A 20,459-nucleotide genomic window follows, 5' to 3' on the forward strand; every position below is an offset into this window, starting at 1 on the left:
CTGAATGAGCACTTCCGATAGCCGTAACCGTTCTTCATCCCCCCGTTATTCTCTGCCCGATCGCGCGGGCGATCTGCGCCAACTGGGGCAACTGACCGGCGCGGCCTGTGCCGTGGAGTGCGCCGAGATCGTCGAACGCCACCCTGGCCCGGTGATGCTGATCGCGCCGGACATGCAAAACGCCCTGCGGCTGCGCGACGAGATCCAGCAGTTCACCGATCAGATGGTGACCACGCTGTCCGACTGGGAAACCCTGCCGTACGACAGCTTCTCGCCGCATCAGGAAATCATCTCGGATCGTTTGTCGAGCCTGTATCACCTGCCGACCATGGCGCGCGGCGTGATCATTCTGCCGGTCAACACCCTGATGCAGCGCGTCTGTCCGCACGAATTCCTGCACGGCCACGCGCTGGTGATGAAGAAAGGCCAGCGCCTGTCGCGCGACAAGCTGCGCGCGCAGTTGGAACAGGCCGGTTACCGCAGCGTCGATCAGGTGATGGAGCATGGCGAATTCGCCACCCGCGGCGCGCTGCTCGATCTTTACCCGATGGGCAGCGATGAGCCTTACCGCATCGACTTTTTCGATGACGAAATCGACAGTCTGCGCATCTTCGACGTCGATACCCAGCGCACGCTGAGCGAAGTCGAAGCCATCAATCTGTTGCCGGCCCACGAGTTCCCCACCGACAAGAACGCCATCGAGCTGTTCCGCAGCCAGTGGCGCGAGCAGTTTGAGGTGCGTCGCGACGCCGAGCACATCTATCAGCAGGTCAGCAAAAGCGCCTGGCCCGCCGGTATCGAATACTGGCAGCCGCTGTTCTTCAGCCAGCCGCTGCCGTCGCTGTTCAGCTACCTGCCGGCCAATACGCTGATCGTCAATACCGGCGATCTGGAGGGCGCCGCCGAGCGCTTCTGGCAGGACGTCAACCAGCGTTACGAAAGCCGCCGCGTCGATCCGATGCGTCCGCTGCTGGCGCCGGATACGCTGTGGCTGCGCGTTGATGCGCTGTTCGGCGAGCTGAAGGCCTGGCCGCGCATCGCGCTGAAAACCGATGAGCTGCCGGCCAAGGCCGGCAATACCAATCTGGATTACCATGCCCTGCCCGATCTGGCGGTGCAGGCGCAGCATAAATCCCCGCTGGATAATTTGCGGCGCTTTATCGAAGGCTTCGACGGCAGCGTGATTTTCTCCGTCGAGAGCGAGGGGCGGCGTGAAACGCTGCAGGATCTGCTCGGCCGCATCAAGCTGGCGCCGGCGCTGATTCAGCGTCTCGATCAGGCGGAGACGACAGGCCGTTACATGATGGTCGGCGCCGCCGAACACGGCTTCCTCGACGGCCTGCGCCAGCGGGCGCTGATCTGTGAAAGCGATCTGCTCGGCGAGCGCGTCAGCCGCCGCCGGCAGGACAACCGGCGCACCATCAACACCGATACCCTGATCCGCAACCTGGCGGAGCTGCATCCCGGCCAGCCGGTGGTGCACCTGGAGCACGGCGTTGGCCGCTACGTCGGCCTGACCACGCTGGAAGCCGGCGGCATCAAGGCCGAATACCTGATCCTCTCCTACGCCGGTGAGGACAAGCTGTACGTGCCGGTGTCCTCGCTGCATCTGATCAGCCGCTACGCCGGCGGCGCGGACGAAAACGCTCCGCTGCACAAACTGGGTGGCGACGCCTGGACGCGCGCGCGGCAGAAAGCGGCCGAGCGGGTGCGCGACGTAGCGGCCGAGCTGCTGGATATCTACGCCCAGCGCGCCGCCAAGGCCGGTTTCGCCTTCAAACACAACCGCGAGCAGTACCAGCTGTTCTGCCAGAGCTTCCCGTTCGAAACCACGCCGGATCAGGAACAGGCGATCAACGCGGTGCTGAGCGACATGTGCCAGCCGCTGGCGATGGACCGCCTGGTGTGCGGCGACGTCGGCTTCGGCAAAACCGAAGTGGCGATGCGCGCCGCCTTCCTGGCGGTGGAAAACGGCAAGCAGGTGGCGGTCCTGGTGCCGACGACACTGCTGGCGCAGCAGCACTTCGACAACTTCCGCGATCGCTTCGCCACCTGGCCGATCCGCATCGAGATGATGTCGCGTTTCCGCAGTGCCAAAGAGCAGCAGCAGGTGCTGGACGACGCGGCCGAAGGCAAAGTGGACATCATTATCGGCACCCACAAGCTGTTGCAGAGCGATCTGCGCTGGAAAGACCTGGGGCTGCTGATCGTCGATGAAGAGCACCGCTTTGGCGTGCGCCACAAGGAACGCATCAAAGCGATGCGCGCCGACGTCGATATCCTGACGCTGACCGCCACGCCGATCCCGCGTACGCTGAACATGGCGATGAGCGGCATGCGCGATCTGTCGATCATCGCCACCCCACCGGCGCGCCGGCTGGCGGTGAAGACCTTCGTGCGCGAATACGACAGTCTGGTGGTGCGCGAGGCGATCCTGCGCGAAGTGCTGCGCGGCGGCCAGGTTTACTACCTCTACAACGACGTGGAAAACATCGAGAAAGCGGCGCAGCGCCTGGCTGAGCTGGTGCCGGAAGCGCGCATCGCCATCGGCCACGGCCAGATGCGCGAACGCGATCTGGAGCGGGTGATGAACGATTTCCACCACCAGCGCTTCAACGTGCTGGTGTGCACCACTATCATCGAAACCGGCATCGATATCCCCAGCGCCAACACCATCATCATCGAGCGGGCCGATCGCTTCGGCCTGGCGCAGCTGCACCAACTGCGCGGCCGCGTCGGGCGTTCGCACCACCAGGCTTACGCCTATCTGCTGACGCCAAACCCGAAAGCCATGGGCACCGACGCTCATAAACGGCTCGAGGCCATCGCGTCGCTGGAAGATCTCGGCGCCGGTTTCGCGCTGGCGACCCACGATCTGGAGATCCGCGGCGCCGGTGAGCTGCTGGGAGAAGATCAGAGCGGCCAGATGACCACCGTCGGCTTCTCGCTCTATATGGAGCTGCTGGAAAGCGCCGTCGACGCGTTGAAAAACGGCCGAGAACCGTCGCTGGAAGATCTCACCAGCAGCCAGACCGAGGTAGAGTTGCGCATGCCGGCGCTGCTGCCGGAAGATTTCATTCCCGACGTCAATACCCGCCTGTCCCTGTATAAGCGTATCGCCAGCGCGAAAAACGACGGTGAGCTTGACGAGCTGAAGGTCGAGCTGATCGACCGCTTCGGTCAACTGCCGGATGCGGCGCGCAATCTGTTGCAGTGCGCGGCGCTGCGCCTGCATGCGCAGAAACTGGGGATCAAACGCATCGAGAGCAACGAGCGCGGCGGCTTTATCGAGTTCGGCGACAACAACCGCGTCGATCCGGGTTATCTGATCGGCCTGTTGCAGGGCAATCCGCAGGTTTACCGCCTGGACGGCCCGAGCAAGCTGAAGTTCACGCTCGATCTGGCCGATCGCCAAAAACGCCTGTCGTTCACCGAAGAGCTGCTGAACGCCTTCCGCGAGCATACGCTGGCGGCCTGAGCCAACGCCCCCGCCGTGGCGGCGGAGGCGGCTTATTCGCGCGGGAATCCGGCGCCCAGCGGCGCCAGCTGCATCACGCGGCTGGTCACCACCCGGTTTTTACCGCCGCGCTTCGCCTCATACAAGGCCTCGTCGGTCATGGCGATCGCCTTGTCCAGCGTCATGCCCGGCAGATACAGCGACACGCCGATCGACAGCGTGATGTGCGCTTCGTCATGCGCATTCAGCAAGAACGTCGAGCTCTCAACCGCGCTGCGAATGCGCTCCGCCACCCCGCCGATGACCTGCGGATCGTAGCTGGCGGTGATCACCATAAACTCTTCGCCACCGTAGCGCCCGACGAAGTCCTCATTGCGCACGCTGTTTTGCAGCAGCCGGCCGACGCTGGCCAGCAGCACGTCACCGGCCGGATGACCGTAGGTATCGTTGATGCTTTTGAAGTTATCCAAATCGAGGATCATCAGCCCGCACGGGCGGCGTTCGGCACGCTGCAGCATCAGCTGATAATCGACGCTGGCGCGGTTGTTGATGTGGGTCAGGCTGTCGGTAGTGGCGCGCGCGCGCATCGCGAAATAGGCGTAGATATGGCGCTCTTTGAAATTCAGCGCATGATAGCAAATCGCCAAACAGAGCGCCGAAGCCGCCTGGTACAGCAACACATCCGGCCACAGCCCGCTCAGGTCCACCAGCAGCCACACCACCGCGATGCGATACAGCGCGATGATGCCAATCGTCAGGTAAAACACCCGATGGGATTTCTTCAGCCACACCCGCGACAGCAGCAGCGGCGCGACGATCGAGGCGATGAACAAGTTATCGACGGTGAAACCGCCGGTCAGCGCCATGGCGAACAGAAAACTCACCAGCCCGCTGACACCGCCGCCGAAGAAAGTCACCAATATCATCGGGATCATCGCAAAGCTGTAATGCACCTTATCGGTCAGCTCCAGCCGATCCTGGCTCAAATACAGCACCGCCACCCCGGCCAGCAGGCCGAAAACAACGCGCTTCCACAGTGCGGATTGATAAGAAAAAGGGGCATTCTTGCTGAGAAGGAAATAGCTTATCGACAACGTCGCGTAGGTGATGCAGGCGTCGCTGTAAAGGGTGGAAATGGACGCAATGTAAGTCATAAATAGTCAGCGCGCTCCTCGGGATCGCCAGGGGGTAATGTGCAGACGTTGAATAACGCATCCCTGTCGTCTCCGCTTCGGCGGCGGCCATTTATACCCGTCGTCTTTCAAACCGCAGCGTTGTTACCTGCACGCTCTCCCCCCAGTCACTTACCTGAGTAAGCTCCTGGGGATGCGATCGCTGGGCGCCTAGCTGCAATTTGAAATCCATAGGGATACACAGTCTATTAATAGAGTAGCAGTTCTATCTTATCGCCAAGCCGTCTATCTCACGACGCACGCTTCAGGCTACTCTGAGCGTTGTGTTATCGGGGGAGAACCGCATGAATATCGACGATGAACTGCAAGCGCTCAGCGAACAGGAAGCGACGCTGGCCTTTACCCATTTTGACGCCGCCACCGCCTGGGAACTGGGCGCGGCGCTGAAAACCGCCGCCGAGCGGCGCGGCCTGAGCATCGCCATCGAGATCCAACTGGCCGGGCAGACGCTGTTTTATTACGCCATGCCGGGCGCCACGCCGGACATTGCCGACTGGGTGCGGCGCAAGCGCAATCTGGTGAACCATTTTCACAAAAGCTCTTACGCCATCGGCCTGCGCCTGCAGCAGCGGCAAACGTCGCTGGAGGAGCGTTACGGGCTGAGCGTGCGCGACTATTCGGTGCACGGCGGCGCCTTCCCGCTCACCCTGACCGGCCTCGGCTGCGTCGGCAGCATCAGCATTTCCGGCGCGCCGCAGAAGGAAGATCACCAACTATTGGTGAGCACTTTAGCCCACTTTCTCGGCTTATCCCTGCCCGCCCTGCAATAACCGTTAAAACCTTGACTGTCACTTTCCTTTTCAGCCGCAGAATCTGCGGCTGACTTCTCTATTTTCGGCATTTAGCGCCGAACAAAAGGGCGACTCTCTGATTTCCTGCGCCAAATTGACACAGGTCTGGTAATCCGCTGAACAAAAGGCGTATGGTATCTGTCACGTGACAAGACGGACCTCATCGGGCCCGCCATTCCTTTCACTTTTGAAGATTTGGTACGCACCGTAGATGAAAACCCATGAAATAAACAAAATTCGCCCCTTCAGCGCGCTGATAGACGCCTGCTGGCGGGAACCTTATAACCTGGCGCGGTTGCTGAAAGACGCTATCGCCGGGGTGACGGTCGGTATTATCGCCATCCCGCTGGCGATGGCGCTGGCGATCGCCAGCGGCGTGCCGCCGCAGTACGGCCTGTATACCGCCGCCATCGCCGGCATCGTCATCGCCGTCAGCGGCGGTTCGCGCTACAGCGTCTCCGGCCCCACCGCCGCCTTCGTAGTGATCCTGTATCCGGTTTCTCAGCAGTTCGGCCTGGCCGGCCTGCTGGTCGCCACGCTGATCTCCGGGGTATTTCTGCTGCTGATGGGACTGGCGCGCTTTGGCCGGCTGATCGAGTACATTCCGCTGCCGGTGACGCTCGGCTTTACCTCCGGCATCGCCATCACCATCGCCACCATGCAGATCAAGGACTTTTTCGGCCTGCAGCTGGCGCACACGCCGGAAAATTACGCCGGCAAGCTGTACGCCCTGCTGCAGGCGCTGCCGACGCTGGATTTCGGCGATACCCTGATCGGCGCCGTGACGCTGCTGATCCTGATCTTCTGGCCCAAGCTCGGCCTGCGGGTACCAGGCCACCTGCCGGCGCTGCTGGCGGGCACCGCGCTGATGGGGCTGCTGACGCTGTTTGACCACCCGGTGGCGACCATCGGCTCCCGCTTCAGCTACCTGCTGGCCGATGGCAGCAGCGGCCAGGGCATCCCGCCTATCTTGCCGCAGCTGCTGCTGCCCTGGGATCTGCCGGGCGGCGGCGGGCAGCCGTTCACTCTGAGTTGGCAAACCGTTTCCGCCCTGTTGCCGGCGGCGTTTTCGATGGCGATGCTCGGGGCGATCGAATCGCTGCTGTGCGCGGTGGTGCTCGACGGCATGACCGGCAAGAAGCATAACTCGAACAGCGAACTGATCGGCCAGGGCGCGGGCAACATCATCGCGCCGTTCTTCGGCGGCATCACCGCGACCGCCGCGATTGCCCGCTCGGCCGCCAACGTGCGCGCCGGCGCCACCTCGCCGGTGTCCGCCATCATCCACGCGCTGCTGGTGCTGTTGGCGCTGCTGGTTCTGGCGCCATGGCTCTCTTATCTGCCGCTGGCGGCGATGGCGGCGCTGCTGTTGATGGTCGCCTGGAACATGAGCGAGGCTCACAAAGTGATTTACCTGCTGCGCCGGGCGCCGAAGGACGACATTCTGGTACTGCTGCTGTGCATGTCGCTGACGGTGCTGTTCGACATGGTGATCGCCATTACCGTGGGCATCGTGTTGGCGTCGCTGCTGTTTATGCGCCGCATCGCCCGCATGACGCGGCTAAGCGAACTGAGCGCCGATGACGGCCGTCTGGTGCTGCGAGTGAATGGCCCGCTGTTCTTCGCCGCCGCCGAGCGCATCTTTAGCGAACTGCTGGCGCGCAGCGAGGACTACCGAACGATCGTGCTGCAGTGGGATGCGGTGCCGGTGCTCGACGCCGGCGGCCTGAACGCCCTGCGGCGCTTTATCGACGTGCTGCCGGCGGATAAAAAGCTGGTGATCACCGACGTGCCATTCCAGCCGCTGAAAACCCTGGCGCGCGCGCGGGTGCAGCCGATCGAGGGCCGCTTGCAGTTCTATCCGACCCTGCCGGAAGCGCTGGCGGCCACCGGCGCCTAAACGTAAAAAAGCCCGACAAGTCGGGCTTTTTTTATGGCGACGAGCGCTTAGTTGCTGGTATCCAGCTCCGGGAAACTCTTCACCAGGTCGTCGATGGCTTTCATCTGCGCCAGGAACGGTTCCAGTTTGTCCAACGGCAGCGCGGAAGGACCGTCGCACTTGGCGTTGTTCGGATCCGGGTGCGCTTCGAGGAACAGGCCGGCCAGGCCAACCGCCATACCGGCGCGCGCCAACTCGGCCACCTGAGCGCGGCGGCCGCCGGACGCGGCACCGAATGGATCGCGGGTCTGCAGCGCGTGGGTCACGTCGAAGATCACCGGATGGCCGCCAGTGACGTTCTTCATCACGTTGATGCCCAGCATGTCGACCACCAGGTTGTCATAGCCAAAGTTGCTGCCGCGATCGCACAGGATCACCTGGTCGTTGCCGCCCTCTTTGAACTTGTCGACAATGTTGCCCATCTGCCCCGGGCTGACGAACTGCGGCTTCTTGACGTTGATCACCGCGCCGGTTTTCGCCATCGCTTCCACCAGATCGGTCTGACGCGCCAGGAAGGCCGGCAGTTGGATCACATCAACCACTTCGGAAACCGGCTGCGCCTGCGCCGCTTCATGCACGTCGGTGATGATTTTCACGCCGAAGGTTTTTTTCAGCTCTTCGAAGATCTTCATCCCTTCTTCCAGGCCCGGACCGCGGTACGAGTGGATGGAAGAACGGTTGGCTTTGTCGAAGGAAGCTTTGAATACGTAAGGAATGCCCAGTTTTTGCGTCACGGTGACGTAGTGCTCGCAGATGCTCATCGCCAGATCGCGCGATTCCAGCACGTTCATACCGCCAAACAGCACAAACGGCAGGTCGTTTGCTACGTCGATGTCGCCAATGCTAACCACTTTCTGTTTCATGCTTTCGCCTTTGTTAAGGTTGTTACCGTCGCCTTGCAAACTGCACGGAGTCATTGAATTAATGCAGCGTCACCTGTTTCGGCTCAATCGAGTGGATCTGTACTTTGATCACTTCGCTGACCGGGTCTTCAGGACACTGCTCGACAAAATAGTTGAGATCGGAAATCGCGATGTGGTTGCACTCCAGCTGGGCATAAATCAGCCCGCGGTCGCGGATCTCGTACGGATCTTCCGGATCGAAGCACAGCACCGTTTCGCTGGTGCGCAGCGCCATTTCCAGCTGCTTTTCTTCCATCAGGGCGGCCTTCAACGTGTCCAGCATCTTGCGCACCACCATGATGTTCTCCGACTCATCGAGGTCGTCGTCTTCCAGCTCGGCGCCCAGCCCTAGGTTGCCCTTGATCCACACTTCCAGCTGGTGCTCACTCAGGGTTTCGCCGTTCAGCGGGTTGATCAGCCACAGCTCTTCGTCCAGCCAATCGGCGCGCAGGATCAGCTGGGTAGGGAAAATCACCGGCAGCAGCGGCAGATCCAGCGCGTTGGCGATGTGCAGGAAAATGGTGCCCAGAGAGACCGGCGTGCCCTGCCGCCCTTCCAGCACCTTGTCCAGCCAGATGGCGTCCGACAGGCGGTACACGCCGCTGGCGCCGCCGAATCCCCAGGTCTTGTAGAACAGTTCAATGAGCGCATCCAGTTGCTGCTCCTGAGTGATATCGACCGGCACTGCCGCACGCGCTTCATCCACCAGCTGTTGCAGCTTTCGCTCCACGTCGGCAGCCGGGAAGTCGCGCCGCACCGACTGCGACACCAGGATCACCCCTTCGCTCAGCGGCGAGGTGTTAAATTCAAAATCAGCAATGCTACTCATAGGTATCCCATCAGAAACGGTATTTTCGTCGTGGCAAGTTTAATTATCAGATACAGACAGCCCAACGCCAGCACGAACGCTACGGTTCGCAGCCGCTGACTTTTGGTCTTCTTGCCCAATGCGACATAGCCAAGCAGGATATAGATAATAACGCCAAACAGCTTCTCGGTCAGCCATGAGTCCATACCCAGCAGCGGATAAAACCCGAACGTCACCACCAGCGCGATGCCGCTGACGAACAGCAGCGTGTCATTCAGGTGCGGCGCTACCTTGACCCAGCGGCGCCCCATGATCGGCGAGCGGCGCCACTGCCAGTAGAAACGCAGCACAAACAAGGTAATACTGATGGCGACCGTCAGCAAATGGAAATGTTTCAACGCGGTGTATGCAGTCATGATGCTCCCTTAAATGGCCCGGGCGTCGTTATTATGAGGGGCGCTTATCCCGGCCATTGGCCGAGCGTCACGCGGTCGTTGTCGCCGTAATCACGGTGGGTGGCGACAGCGGAAAATCCGGCGGCCTGCAGCAGCGCGCGCACGCTCTCGCCCTGCTGCCAACCATGTTCCAACAGCAGCCAGCCCTGCGGCTGCAAATAGTGCGGCGCCTGGCGCACGATGGCGGCCAGATCCGCCAGCCCGTGCTCGGCGGCGACCAGCGCGCTGCCCGGCTCGAAGCGCACGTCGCCCTGTGACAAATGCGGATCGGCGGCGTCGATATAGGGCGGATTGCTGGCAATCAGCGCAAAGCGTTGCCCCGCGACGGGCGCAAACCAGCTGCCCTGTAGAAATCGGACGTTGTCGATCTTCAGCTTGTGCGCATTGTGCTGCGCCAGCGCAACCGCCTCTGGCTGCACATCGACGCCGATTGCCGAACAATCCGGGCGCTCGCTGGCTAGCGCCAGGGCAATGGCGCCGGTGCCGGTGCCGAGATCGAGGAAGTGGCAGGATTGCGGCGGCAGGCGCGCCAGCGCCAGTTCCACCAGGCATTCGGTATCCGGGCGTGGGATCAGCGTCGCCGGCGAGACCGACAGCGGCAGCGACCAAAACTCGCGCTCGCCCACCAGATAGGCCACCGGCTCACCGCGTTCGCGGCGCGCCAGCAGCGCCTCCAGCTGCTGTTGCTGCGGCGGCGTCAGCAGGGTTTCCCCGAACGCCATCAGGAAGGTTCTGGCCTTGCCGGTCACGAAACCCAACAGGATTTCCGCGTCGCGCCGGGCGCTGTCGCTGTGGGTCAGACGCGCGGCGGCGGCTTTCAGCCAGTGTTGATAATCCATCACTCTTGCTCGGCGGACAGCGCAGCCAACTGATCGGCCTGATACTCCTGCACGATCGGCTGGATCAGCATGTCCAGTTTGCCTTCCATCACTTCGTCCAGACGGTAGAGCGTCAGGTTGATGCGGTGGTCGGTCACCCGCCCCTGCGGGAAGTTGTAGGTGCGGTTGCGGTCGGAACGATCGCCGCTGCCCAGCAGGTTGCGGCGCGTGGACGCCTCGGCCTGCTGGCGCTTGGCCATCTCGGCGGCGCGAATGCGCGCGCCCAGCACCGACATCGCCTTGGCTTTGTTTTTGTGCTGCGAACGTTCGTCCTGGCACTCCACCACGATGCCGGTCGGCAGGTGGGTGATGCGGATCGCCGAGTCGGTGGTGTTAACGTGCTGACCACCGGCGCCGGAGGAGCGGAAGGTGTCGATTTTCAGATCGCCCGGGTTGATGTCCGGCAGCTCGGCTTCCGGCACTTCCGGCATCACCGCCACGGTACAGGCGGAGGTGTGGATGCGCCCTTGGGATTCGGTTTCCGGCACGCGCTGCACGCGGTGGCCGCCGGATTCAAACTTCAGCTGGCCGTACACGCCGTCGCCGGAAACTTTGGCGATCACTTCTTTGAAGCCGCCGTGTTCGCCTTCGTTGGCGCTCATCACCTCGACGCGCCAGCGGCGGCTTTCCGCATAGCGGCTGTACATGCGGAACAGATCGCCGGCGAAGATCGCCGCCTCATCGCCGCCGGTGCCGGCGCGCACTTCGAGGAAGCAGCTGCGCTCATCGTCCGGATCTTTCGGCAGCAGCAACACCTGCAGCTGCTGTTCCAGCGCTTCGCTGGTCGCCCGCGCCTGTTTCAGCTCTTCCTGCGCCATCTCGCGCATTTCCGGATCGTCCAGCATCATTTCCGCCGTCTCCAGATCCTCCTGCACCTGACGCCATTCCAGGAAGCAGCGGCTGACATCGGTCAGCTGCGCGTATTCTCGCGACAGCGCGCGGAACCGGTCTTGCTCGGCGATGACGCCGGCATCGCCGAGCAGCGCCTGCACTTCTTCATGGCGCTCTTGTAACGCTTCCAGTTTGGCAACAATAGAAGGCTTCATGCGTGGTAATAAACCCTGTTAATAGAGAAAACTAATGCTGATCCAGCCCGAGGCTGTCGCGTAATAACTGCAACCGCTCCACGTCGCCGTCGCCGGCGGCCTGCTGGAGGGATTTGGTAGGGGCATGAATAAGACGGTTGGTCAGTTTATGGGCCAACTCGTGAATAACCTGCTCCACGCTGGCGCCCTGCGCGATGGAGGCCAGCGCTTTGGCCTCCATCTCTGCGCGGATCTGGTCGGCCTGCGAACGGTAGTCGCGGATGGTTTCCACCGCGCCCTGCGAGCGCAGCCAGGCCATGAAGTTGGTGCTTTCCTGCTGCACGATCGACTCCGCCTGCACCGCCGCCGCTTTGCGCTGCGCCAGATTGCTTTGAATGATGGCGTGCAGATCGTCCACGCTGTACAGATAAGCGTTGGCCAGTTTGCCGACCTCCGGTTCGATATCGCGCGGTACGGCGATATCCACCAGCAGCATCGGCTGGTTGCGGCGCGCCTTCAGCGCGCGCTCCACCATCCCTTTTCCGATGATCGGCAGCGGGCTGGCGGTGGAACTGATGATGATGTCGGCGTCCGCCAGGCGTTCGTCGATCTCCGGCAGGGTGATCACTTCCGCGCCGACTTCGTCCGCCAGCAATTGCGCGCGCTCACGGGTGCGGTTAGCGATGATCATGTGCCGCACTTTGTGCTCGCGCAGGTGGCGCGCCACCAGCTCGATGGTTTCACCGGCGCCCACCAGCAAGACGTTGAGATCGGCCAGCGATTCGAAAATCTGCCGCGCCAGCGTACAGGCGGCGAAAGCCACGGAGACCGCGCTGGCGCCGATGTCGGTTTCGGTGCGCACGCGCTTGGCAACGGAGAAGGATTTCTGGAACAGTCGCTCCAGCTCGCCGGACAGCGACTGGCCGCGTTGGGATTCGGCGAAGGCCTTTTTCACCTGGCCGAGGATTTGCGGTTCGCCCAGCACCAGCGAGTCCAACCCGCTGGCCACCCGCATCAGATGGCTGACCGCGTCGTTGCCTTGATGCCAGTAGAGGCTTTTCTTCACCTCTTCCGGACGCAGGTTGTGGTAGGCGCACAGCCAGGCGACCAGTTGTTCGTGCATGTGCTCCTGCTGCTCCACGCTGAGATACAGCTCGGTGCGGTTGCAGGTGGACAACACGACGCCGCCCTGCACCAACGGTTGTTGGAGCAAGCTGGTCAGCGCCTCATCGATGGACTCTGGCGAGAAGGTCACCCTTTCACGCAGAGAAACCGGAGCGGTTTTGTGATTTATACCTAACGCCAGCAGGGTCATTGCTTCGAGTAATACTTCTGTTGGTACGGGTTCTCGTTGAACGGCATTCTACTTGATGCGCGGGATCAATAAAAGTAACAACCGCATCTTCCGTTCAATCGCTGTCATAGACGACATCAATTAATGAATAAGTAATAAATACAGCGGGATAAATAGTCAAAGGGTAGGTTGATTGTTTAAATTTTAGCGCAGTTTGCGATGACGCGCACGCTATTCGACGCACATAACGGCGGCGTTTGCGCAACTCTGCACCGCTTATCGGGAGCGCCTCCCCCGCCTTCAGGCGATTGTGTTACGCTTAATGGCAACCCCGACGCGCGCGCCGCGTTGGCACGACGCCGGTAAACGCGGCAAGATTCAACGCGATGCAGCAAAAAATTGACGCGCCGCCGGCGCCCCGTTAGCGTGAGCGCTGAATCCGGGTTTCGTCGCGCATGCCCGCAAGGACAAAAGGACAAGAAAAAGTTATGCCAATACGCAAAGTTAGTTTGCTCCGTCTGATCCCGCTGGCCAGCCTGGTGCTGGCCGCCTGTACCACCACCAAGCCGACCGGCCCGGCCACCAGCCCGACCTCACCGCAGTGGCGCGCCCATGAGCAGGCGGTGCAGCAGCTTAGCACCTATCAGACCCGCGGCTCTTTCGCCTACTTGTCTGATCAGAAAAAAGTCTATGCCCGCTTCTTCTGGCAACAGTTTTCGCCGGAGCGCTACCGCCTGCTGCTGACTAACCCGCTGGGCAGCACGGAAATGGATCTCAACGTACAGAAAAACGTGGTGCAGCTGACCGACAACCAGGGCAAACGCTACGTCAGCGACAACCCGGAAGAGATGATCCGCAAGCTGACCGGCATGGCGATCCCGCTGAACAACCTGCGCCAGTGGATGGTCGGCCTGCCGGGCGAAGCCAGCGATTTTGCGCTGGATGACCAATATCGACTGAGCAAACTGACCTACCAGCAAGGCGGCCAGACCTGGAAAGTGGATTACCAGAGCTACAGCACCGAGGTGCAGCCGACGCTGCCGAACCGTCTGGAGCTGCAGCAGGGCGACCAGCGCATCAAGCTGAAAATGGATAACTGGACGCTCAAATGATCCGCCAGTGGCCCTCCCCCGCGAAACTCAACCTGTTTCTGTACATCACCGGCCGTCGTGAAGACGGCTATCACCTGCTGCAAACGCTGTTCCAGTTTTTGGACTACGGCGACACCCTGACCATTGACCCGCGCCAGGACGATCGCATTAACCTGCTGACGCCGGTCGACGGCGTGCCGGACGAGCAGAACCTGATCGTGCGCGCCGCCCGCCTGCTGCAGCGCTATTGTGATGAACAGGGTCTGCAGACCGCGCCGCGCGGCGCCGACATCAGCATCGACAAGCGCCTGCCGATGGGCGGCGGCCTGGGCGGCGGCTCCTCCAACGCCGCCACCGTGCTGGTGGCGTTGAACGAGCTGTGGCGCTGCGGTCTTGGCGACGACCAACTGGCTGCATTGGGGCTCAGCCTCGGCGCCGACGTGCCGGTGTTCGTGCGCGGCCACGCCGCCTTCGCCGAAGGCATCGGCGAGCGTCTGCAGCCGGCCGAGCCGCAGGAAAAATGGTATCTGGTGGCGCATCCCGGCGTCGGCATCCCGACGCCGGTTATCTTCGGCGACCCCGAATTAAAAAGAAACACCCCGGTTCGCTCCTTAAGTGAGCTGTTGCAGGCGCCGTACGCAAATGATTGCGAACCGATCGCAAGAAAACGTTTTCGCGAGGTTGAACAGCTTCTTTCATGGCTGTTAGAATACGCCCCGTCACGCCTGACTGGCACAGGTGCTTGTGTGTTTGCTGAATTCGACACAGAAATCGCCGCCCGTCAGGTGTTAAATCAAGCCCCGGAGTGGTTGTGTGGTTTTGTAGCGCGCGGCGTTAACGTCTCCCCACTACATCGCATTCGTTCCGGGCGGTTTGAGTCGTAGCTCAACGTTTCGCTGCGCAGGGTCATGCACACCTGGCCCTGTTATCCCTGCGCTGCCTGCGGTCTCAATTTTAGTTTTACATACCCGTATGTATATTGCGCCGGCGTCGCCGACTGCCCCTTGGCGATGTCGCATGACAATATCTTCTCTGGACGCAAGCCTGAGGTTCTTCTCGTGCCTGATATGAAGCTTTTTGCTGGTAACGCCACCCCGGAACTAGCACAACGTATTGCCAACCGTTTGTACACCAGCCTTGGTGACGCCGCTGTAGGTCGTTTTAGCGACGGCGAAGTGAGCGTGCAAATCAACGAAAATGTACGCGGCGGTGATATTTTCATCATCCAGTCCACCTGTGCCCCGACCAACGACAACCTGATGGAACTGGTTGTGATGGTCGACGCCCTGCGTCGCGCCTCCGCAGGTCGTATTACCGCCGTTATCCCTTACTTCGGCTATGCCCGCCAGGATCGCCGCGTGCGTTCCGCGCGTGTGCCAATCACCGCCAAGGTTGTCGCCGATTTCCTCTCCAGCGTAGGGGTTGACCGCGTTCTGACGGTGGATCTGCATGCTGAGCAGATTCAAGGCTTCTTCGACGTACCGGTAGACAACGTGTTCGGCAGCCCGATCCTGCTGGAAGACATGCTGCAGCAGAACCTGGAAAACCCGATCGTGGTTTCCCCGGACATCGGCGGCGTCGTGCGCGCCCGCGCCATCGCCAAACTGCTGAACGACACCGATATGGCCATCATCGACAAACGCCGCCCGCGCGCGAACGTTTCTCAGGTGATGCACATCATCGGTGACGTGGCAGGCCGCGACTGCGTGCTGGTCGACGACATGATCGACACCGGCGGCACCTTGTGTAAAGCGGCTGAAGCGTTGAAAGAACGCGGTGCCAAGCGCGTATTCGCCTACGCGACGCACCCGATCTTCTCCGGCAACGCCGTGGACAACATCAAGAACTCGGTGATTGATGAAGTGATCGTCTGCGACACCATTCCGCTGTCGCAGGAAATCAAGGCACTGAAAAACGTTCGCACTCTGACCCTGTCCGGCATGCTGGCTGAAGCCATCCGCCGCATCAGCAACGAAGAGTCGATCTCTGCGATGTTCGAGCATTGATCCGTCATCTTTCCGGTGCGGCGCCCACTGCGCCGGAAAGATAGCGCGCTCGACAGCAGAAAAAGAAAAACCCGTTGGTGCGTGAGCAACAACGGGTTTTCTACTCGTAGTCCGACATGACCTCAAACCTTAATGCACGGCAGATGTTCCCTTGCCCTGCTCTTGCTTCCCTTCTGCTTTTTTAATCAATGCGACGAACGATGTTGATCGTTGCGGCACCGTTTATCAAAGTGTTTTACCCACCAGTAGCGATCCGCCACCTGCTCGCGGCCGCCGATACGCGCGCCCACCAGCCACAACAGCGCGCCGACGAAGATGCTCATGATGGCGCCGTGGGCGAAAAACTGCGGCAGATTGAACTGGGATACTTCAGCAATAATGGAGTATCCGACACCGCCGATCATCACGACCAGCCCCAGCCCCATAAAAAAGTTGCCCACTCTGTCCGCGCTTCTACGTTTCATATGCCACCTCCATGATTGCCATGTGCCAACCGGGATAACGCTGCAACTTGTTAACCCACTTTGATAAGTTAAGTATAGTCCCTGTTGCGGCAAGGGGATTGCGGAGGCGATCACAAATGGTAAAGAATTATTGACACTTCTTAACACGGCGCTGAAAATTAGCGGACAAATTGAATTATTCAGCTAATGAATCACTCGCCTTTCTTACCTAAGGTGACGGCAGAGATCGGGTTTTGTCATTCACCGCCCCGACAGGTAGACTAAGGCCCTTTCCATTACCCTGATCATAGCGAATCTCCCAGTGAGCAGTATTAAATTGATAGTCGGCCTCGCCAACCCGGGCGCGGAATACGCCCAGACACGCCACAACGCCGGCGCCTGGTACGTCGATCTGCTGGCCCAGCGCCACAATCAGCAGTTAAAAGAAGAGAGCAAGTTCTTCGGCTACACCGCCCGTTTGAACCTGGCGGGCAACGACGTGCGCCTGCTGGTGCCGACCACCTTCATGAACCTGAGCGGCAAAGCGGTGTTGGCGATGGCCAATTTCTACCGCATCGAACCCAACGAGATCCTGGTGGCGCACGACGAGCTGGATCTGCCGCCCGGCGTGGCCAAAATCAAGCTCGGCGGCGGCAACGGCGGCCACAACGGCCTGAAAGACATCCAGAACAAGTTCGGCAACAACCCGAACTTCTACCGCCTGCGCATCGGCATCGGCCATCCGGGCGACAAGAACAAGGTGGTGGGCTTCGTGCTCGGCAAGCCGCAGGCCGGCGAGCAGAAGATGATCGACGAAGCGATCGACGAATCGCTGCGCTGCACCGAGATGCTGATGAAGGACGGGCTGGAAAAAACCGTTCAGCGCCTGCACAGCTTCAAGGCGCAGGCCTGAACCTTGCCGCAGCGGGCGCCCTGCCCGCTGCCTGCTTTTAGCCGCGCGGGTTGAAGGTTTCCTCACCCACGCGGCGCTCATCGGCGGTGAAGCCCTCTTCCGCCACATAATACTGCGGATCGTCCAGCTCATGGCTGCAGAACGGCCCGGCGCGCTTGAGCAGGCGCACGCAGTCAGCGCTCAGGTGGCGCAGACGAATGCTTTTCCCCGCCGCCAGATAGCGCGCCGTCAGCTTATCGATCGCCTCTACGCCGCTGGAATCCATCACCCGGGTGCCGGCAAAATCCAGCACCACGCTCTGCGGATCGCTCTGCGGGTCGAACAGCTCGGCGAAAGCCGCAGCAGAGCCGAAGAACAGCGGGCCATCGAGCTGATACACCGCCACCTCGCCCGTTACCTGCCGCTGACGCACGCGGATGCGCGCCTGCTGCCAGGCGAACACCAGCGCCGAAATAATCACCCCGCTGATCACCGCCACCGCCAGATCGGTAAAGATGGTGATCAGCGTGACGGCGACCATCACCAGCGCGTCCGCCTTCGGCATGCGGCGCAAGCGACGCAGCGAGCTCCACTCGAAGGTGTTGTAACACACCACCAGCATCACCCCGGCCAGCGCCGCCACCGGCAGCAGGCCGATATAGCGCGACAGGCTGACCACGAACAGGATCAGCAGGATGGCGCCTACCGTGCCGGAGATGCGCCCGCGCCCGCCCGAGGTGAAGTTGATGATCGACTGGCCGATCATCGCGCAGCCGGCGAAGCAGCCGAACAGGCCGCATACCGCGTTACCGGCGCCCTGCGCGATACTCTCGCGGTTGCCGTTGCCCTTCTTGCCGCCCATTTCATCCAGCACCGTCATGGTCAGCAGCGATTCGATCAAACCGACCAGGGCGATCACCACCGCATAGGGCAGCACCACTCGCACCATCTCCAGGGTAAACGGCGCCGTCGGCAGGCTGAAGTGCGGCAGCGCGCCGGAAATGTCCGCCAGGTCGCCCACCCGCAGCGTGTGCAGGTTGAGGCCGATCGCCAATGCCGAGACCACCAGCAGCGCCGCCAGCGAAGACGGAATGGCTTTGGTCAGGCGCGGGAACAGCACCACCACCGCAATCGCCAGCGCCACCAAGCCGTACATCAGCGGGCCCTGCCCGGCGATCATCTTCAGCTGTGCCAGCATGATGACGATCGCCAGACCGTTGACGAAGCCGTGGATCGCCGGCAGCGGCACCAGCCGAATGAACTTGCCCAACCGGAAGGCGCCGATCAGAATTTGGATCCCCCCGGCAAACAGCGTGGCCCACAGCACGTAACCCATGCCGTACTGCGCCGCCAGACTCATCAGCACCACCACAATGGAGCCGGCGGCGCCGGAAACCATGCCCGGCTTGCCGCCGAACAGCGCCGTGACCAGGCCGATAATAAACGCGGTATGCAAACCGACGATCGGCGAAAGACCGGCGACCAGCGAAAAGCCGACCGCCTCGGGGATCATCGAAACCGCCACCACAAAGCCCGCCAGGACTTCATTTTTAACGTCCGCGATCCTGACGTTACTCAGGTTAAACATGCATTATTCACTTATGACAGATGACATCATCTCCCCGCGTAGCGGGTATGGGGTACCGCAAGGCGCGGCAGAGTGCAGGCGGGCACAGCTCAGGGTGGCGTAGGCAAGAAATACATCCGGCGCGTTTCCTGTCGGTTAATCGAAACGGCCAGTATGGGTAAATGTGATCCAAATCTCAATCAAAAACCGGTCGCCCGCGCTGCGCTCACCCCCGCCAAGCAAGTCTGATCGAGATAAACGCCCATTACGTGTATAATGGCGGCATTATTTTGCCCTTTATGCAGTCGGTTAAACCTAACCAGCTGATAGTTAAGATATTTAAGGTGATTACAACATGGGATTCAAATGCGGTATCGTCGGCCTGCCTAACGTAGGCAAATCCACCCTGTTCAACGCGTTGACCAAAGCGGGCATTGAAGCAGCCAACTTCCCGTTCTGCACCATTGAACCGAACACCGGTGTGGTGCCGATGCCCGATCCGCGTCTGGATAAGCTGGCCGAGATCGTCAAGCCGCAGCGCATTCTGCCGACCACCATGGAATTCGTCGACATCGCCGGCCTGGTGAAAGGCGCGTCCAAGGGTGAAGGCCTGGGCAACCAGTTCCTGACCAACATCCGCGAAACCGAAGCCATCGGCCACGTGGTGCGCTGCTTCGAGAACGACAACATCATCCACGTCAACAACAAGGTCGATCCGGCCGAAGACATCGACGTCATCAACACCGAGCTGGCGCTGTCTGACCTGGACACCTGCGAGCGCGCCATCCACCGCGTGCAGAAGAAAGCCAAAGGCGGCGACAAAGACGCCAAGGCCGAGCTGGCGGCGCTGGAGAAATGCCTGCCGCACCTGGAAAACGCCGGCATGCTGCGCGCGCTGGATCTGACCGCGGAAGACAAGGCGGCGATCAAATACCTGAGCTTCCTGACGCTGAAGCCGACCATGTACATCGCCAACGTCAACGAAGACGGCTTCGAGAACAACCCGTACCTGGACACCGTGCGTAAAATCGCCGACGCCGAAGGCTCCGTGGTGGTCGCCGTGTGCGCCGCCGTGGAATCCGACATCGCCGAGCTGGAAGACGAAGAGCGCGACGAATTCATGGCCGAGCTGGGTCTGGAAGAGCCGGGCCTGAACCGCGTGATCCGCGCCGGTTACGAGCTGCTGAACCTGCAGACCTACTTCACCGCCGGCGTGAAAGAAGTGCGCGCCTGGACCATCCCGGTCGGCGCCACCGCTCCGCAGGCGGCCGGCAAGATCCACACCGACTTCGAGAAAGGCTTTATCCGCGCGCAAACCATCGCCTTTGACGACTTCATCACCTACAAGGGTGAGCAAGGCGCCAAGGAAGCCGGCAAAATGCGCTCCGAAGGTAAAGACTACATCGTCAAAGACGGCGACGTGATGAACTTCTTGTTCAACGTCTAACCCCTTCCCCGCAGCGCTTTTCTCCGCTGCCGGAAACGGAAACATCCACGCTTCGGCGTGGATTTTTTGTTTCTCGGTTCTGTGTTTTGACGGTCTGGACACAGAGCATCACGGTCTCATGTTTCCCACAGAACGATCTCGCCGTACGTTTCATTGCGCCCGTCATGACGGCATTATTCGCATCGCAGCACGAAAAACGGCTCTCGTGTTGATCCCTTGTCCTACAGGAAAAAGCTTGTCATCTTCCCTCGCGCCCTTATAATGAGTATTT

General features: G+C 61.0%; 17 protein-coding genes. 8 read left to right on the top strand and 9 right to left on the bottom strand.

What is annotated here, in order from left to right:
* Positions 1-4 precede the first annotated feature (4 nt).
* A complete protein-coding gene (gene mfd, locus ACJ8KE_RS08150) occupies positions 5-3,478 on the top strand; it encodes a transcription-repair coupling factor (RefSeq protein WP_049300657.1) in 3,474 nt (1,157 codons plus the stop codon).
* A 32-nt stretch (positions 3,479-3,510) separates the two neighbouring features.
* Here the strand turns inward: mfd and ACJ8KE_RS08155 are convergent, their stop codons facing one another.
* On the bottom strand, positions 3,511-4,611 hold the full coding sequence (locus ACJ8KE_RS08155) for a GGDEF domain-containing protein (protein WP_442517209.1): 1,101 nt from the start codon (positions 4,609-4,611) through the stop codon (positions 3,511-3,513).
* Positions 4,612-4,934: 323 nt separating this feature from the next.
* Between ACJ8KE_RS08155 and ACJ8KE_RS08160 the strand changes: the two genes are divergently transcribed.
* Positions 4,935-5,420: a heme-degrading domain-containing protein gene (locus ACJ8KE_RS08160; RefSeq protein ID WP_004941092.1), complete on the top strand. Its 486-nt coding sequence runs from the start codon at positions 4,935-4,937 to the stop codon at positions 5,418-5,420.
* 232 nt (positions 5,421-5,652) lie between these two features.
* Positions 5,653-7,341, top strand: a complete 1,689-nt coding sequence (dauA, locus tag ACJ8KE_RS08165; RefSeq protein WP_079451342.1) for a C4-dicarboxylic acid transporter DauA — start codon at positions 5,653-5,655, stop codon at positions 7,339-7,341.
* A gap of 47 nt (positions 7,342-7,388) precedes the next feature.
* On the opposite strand, the gene kdsA is transcribed toward dauA, so the two are convergent.
* From kdsA to hemA, 6 genes are read right to left on the bottom strand one after another with little or no spacing between them, the layout of a single operon-like run.
* Positions 7,389-8,243, bottom strand: a complete 855-nt coding sequence (gene kdsA / locus ACJ8KE_RS08170) for a 3-deoxy-8-phosphooctulonate synthase (RefSeq protein ID WP_004941087.1) — start codon at positions 8,241-8,243, stop codon at positions 7,389-7,391.
* A gap of 58 nt (positions 8,244-8,301) precedes the next feature.
* Positions 8,302-9,111, bottom strand: coding sequence for an invasion regulator SirB1 (sirB1, locus tag ACJ8KE_RS08175; protein ID WP_016928096.1), 810 nt, complete (start codon positions 9,109-9,111; stop codon positions 8,302-8,304).
* On the bottom strand, positions 9,108-9,509 hold the full coding sequence (locus ACJ8KE_RS08180) for a SirB2 family protein (RefSeq protein ID WP_170913124.1): 402 nt from the start codon (positions 9,507-9,509) through the stop codon (positions 9,108-9,110). Before ACJ8KE_RS08180 ends, sirB1 begins: the two co-directional genes overlap by 4 nt.
* Positions 9,510-9,550: 41 nt before the next feature.
* Positions 9,551-10,384 (bottom strand): peptide chain release factor N(5)-glutamine methyltransferase, encoded by an 834-nt coding sequence (gene prmC, locus ACJ8KE_RS08185; protein WP_306376740.1) that lies wholly within the window; start codon positions 10,382-10,384, stop codon positions 9,551-9,553.
* Positions 10,384-11,469 (bottom strand): peptide chain release factor 1, encoded by a 1,086-nt coding sequence (gene prfA / locus ACJ8KE_RS08190; protein WP_016928099.1) that lies wholly within the window; start codon positions 11,467-11,469, stop codon positions 10,384-10,386. Before prfA ends, prmC begins: the two co-directional genes overlap by 1 nt.
* Before the next feature lie 31 nt (positions 11,470-11,500).
* Positions 11,501-12,763: a glutamyl-tRNA reductase gene (gene hemA, locus ACJ8KE_RS08195; protein WP_197818380.1), complete on the bottom strand. Its 1,263-nt coding sequence runs from the start codon at positions 12,761-12,763 to the stop codon at positions 11,501-11,503.
* A gap of 467 nt (positions 12,764-13,230) precedes the next feature.
* Between hemA and lolB the strand changes: the two genes are divergently transcribed.
* The 3 genes from lolB to prs all read left to right on the top strand — a co-directional run bounded on the left by lolB (position 13,231) and on the right by prs (position 15,839).
* Positions 13,231-13,854 (top strand): lipoprotein insertase outer membrane protein LolB, encoded by a 624-nt coding sequence (lolB, locus tag ACJ8KE_RS08200; RefSeq protein ID WP_004941069.1) that lies wholly within the window; start codon positions 13,231-13,233, stop codon positions 13,852-13,854.
* On the top strand, positions 13,851-14,717 hold the full coding sequence (ispE, locus tag ACJ8KE_RS08205) for a 4-(cytidine 5'-diphospho)-2-C-methyl-D-erythritol kinase (RefSeq protein WP_016928102.1): 867 nt from the start codon (positions 13,851-13,853) through the stop codon (positions 14,715-14,717). The genes lolB and ispE overlap by 4 nt, the downstream gene beginning before the upstream one ends.
* Before the next feature lie 174 nt (positions 14,718-14,891).
* Entirely contained in the window at positions 14,892-15,839 is a 948-nt protein-coding gene (gene prs / locus ACJ8KE_RS08210) for a ribose-phosphate diphosphokinase (protein ID WP_442517210.1), read from the top strand.
* A gap of 185 nt (positions 15,840-16,024) precedes the next feature.
* On the opposite strand, the gene ychH is transcribed toward prs, so the two are convergent.
* On the bottom strand, positions 16,025-16,303 hold the full coding sequence (gene ychH / locus ACJ8KE_RS08215) for a stress-induced protein YchH (protein ID WP_004941056.1): 279 nt from the start codon (positions 16,301-16,303) through the stop codon (positions 16,025-16,027).
* 301 nt (positions 16,304-16,604) lie between these two features.
* On the opposite strand from ychH, the gene pth reads away from it, so the two are divergent.
* Positions 16,605-17,195 (top strand): aminoacyl-tRNA hydrolase, encoded by a 591-nt coding sequence (gene pth / locus ACJ8KE_RS08220; protein ID WP_442517211.1) that lies wholly within the window; start codon positions 16,605-16,607, stop codon positions 17,193-17,195.
* Positions 17,196-17,232: 37 nt separating this feature from the next.
* On the opposite strand, the gene ACJ8KE_RS08225 is transcribed toward pth, so the two are convergent.
* Complete coding sequence (locus ACJ8KE_RS08225; RefSeq protein WP_206195360.1) at positions 17,233-18,762, bottom strand: SulP family inorganic anion transporter; 1,530 nt, start codon at positions 18,760-18,762, stop codon at positions 17,233-17,235.
* A gap of 334 nt (positions 18,763-19,096) precedes the next feature.
* On the opposite strand from ACJ8KE_RS08225, the gene ychF reads away from it, so the two are divergent.
* Complete coding sequence (gene ychF / locus ACJ8KE_RS08230; RefSeq protein WP_004941048.1) at positions 19,097-20,188, top strand: redox-regulated ATPase YchF; 1,092 nt, start codon at positions 19,097-19,099, stop codon at positions 20,186-20,188.
* Positions 20,189-20,459 lie beyond the last annotated feature (271 nt).

Origin of the sequence: Serratia sp. CY56464, from assembly GCF_052168435.1 — a bacterium.
In the GTDB taxonomy this organism is placed as follows: Bacteria; Pseudomonadota; Gammaproteobacteria; order Enterobacterales; family Enterobacteriaceae; genus Serratia; species Serratia marcescens.

Coding starts and splice junctions, on each gene's coding strand:
- ACJ8KE_RS08155 (WP_442517209.1), bottom strand. CDS start 4,611: ATGACTTACATTGCGTCCATTTCCACCCTTTACAGCGACGCCTGCATC.
- dauA (WP_079451342.1), top strand. CDS start 5,653: ATGAAAACCCATGAAATAAACAAAATTCGCCCCTTCAGCGCGCTGATA.
- ACJ8KE_RS08160 (WP_004941092.1), top strand. CDS start 4,935: ATGAATATCGACGATGAACTGCAAGCGCTCAGCGAACAGGAAGCGACG.
- prfA (WP_016928099.1), bottom strand. CDS start 11,469: ATGAAGCCTTCTATTGTTGCCAAACTGGAAGCGTTACAAGAGCGCCAT.
- ychH (WP_004941056.1), bottom strand. CDS start 16,303: ATGAAACGTAGAAGCGCGGACAGAGTGGGCAACTTTTTTATGGGGCTG.
- sirB1 (WP_016928096.1), bottom strand. CDS start 9,111: ATGAGTAGCATTGCTGATTTTGAATTTAACACCTCGCCGCTGAGCGAA.
- lolB (WP_004941069.1), top strand. CDS start 13,231: ATGCCAATACGCAAAGTTAGTTTGCTCCGTCTGATCCCGCTGGCCAGC.
- ispE (WP_016928102.1), top strand. CDS start 13,851: ATGATCCGCCAGTGGCCCTCCCCCGCGAAACTCAACCTGTTTCTGTAC.
- hemA (WP_197818380.1), bottom strand. CDS start 12,763: ATGACCCTGCTGGCGTTAGGTATAAATCACAAAACCGCTCCGGTTTCT.
- kdsA (WP_004941087.1), bottom strand. CDS start 8,243: ATGAAACAGAAAGTGGTTAGCATTGGCGACATCGACGTAGCAAACGAC.
- prmC (WP_306376740.1), bottom strand. CDS start 10,384: ATGGATTATCAACACTGGCTGAAAGCCGCCGCCGCGCGTCTGACCCAC.
- mfd (WP_049300657.1), top strand. CDS start 5: ATGAGCACTTCCGATAGCCGTAACCGTTCTTCATCCCCCCGTTATTCT.
- ACJ8KE_RS08225 (WP_206195360.1), bottom strand. CDS start 18,762: ATGTTTAACCTGAGTAACGTCAGGATCGCGGACGTTAAAAATGAAGTC.
- ychF (WP_004941048.1), top strand. CDS start 19,097: ATGGGATTCAAATGCGGTATCGTCGGCCTGCCTAACGTAGGCAAATCC.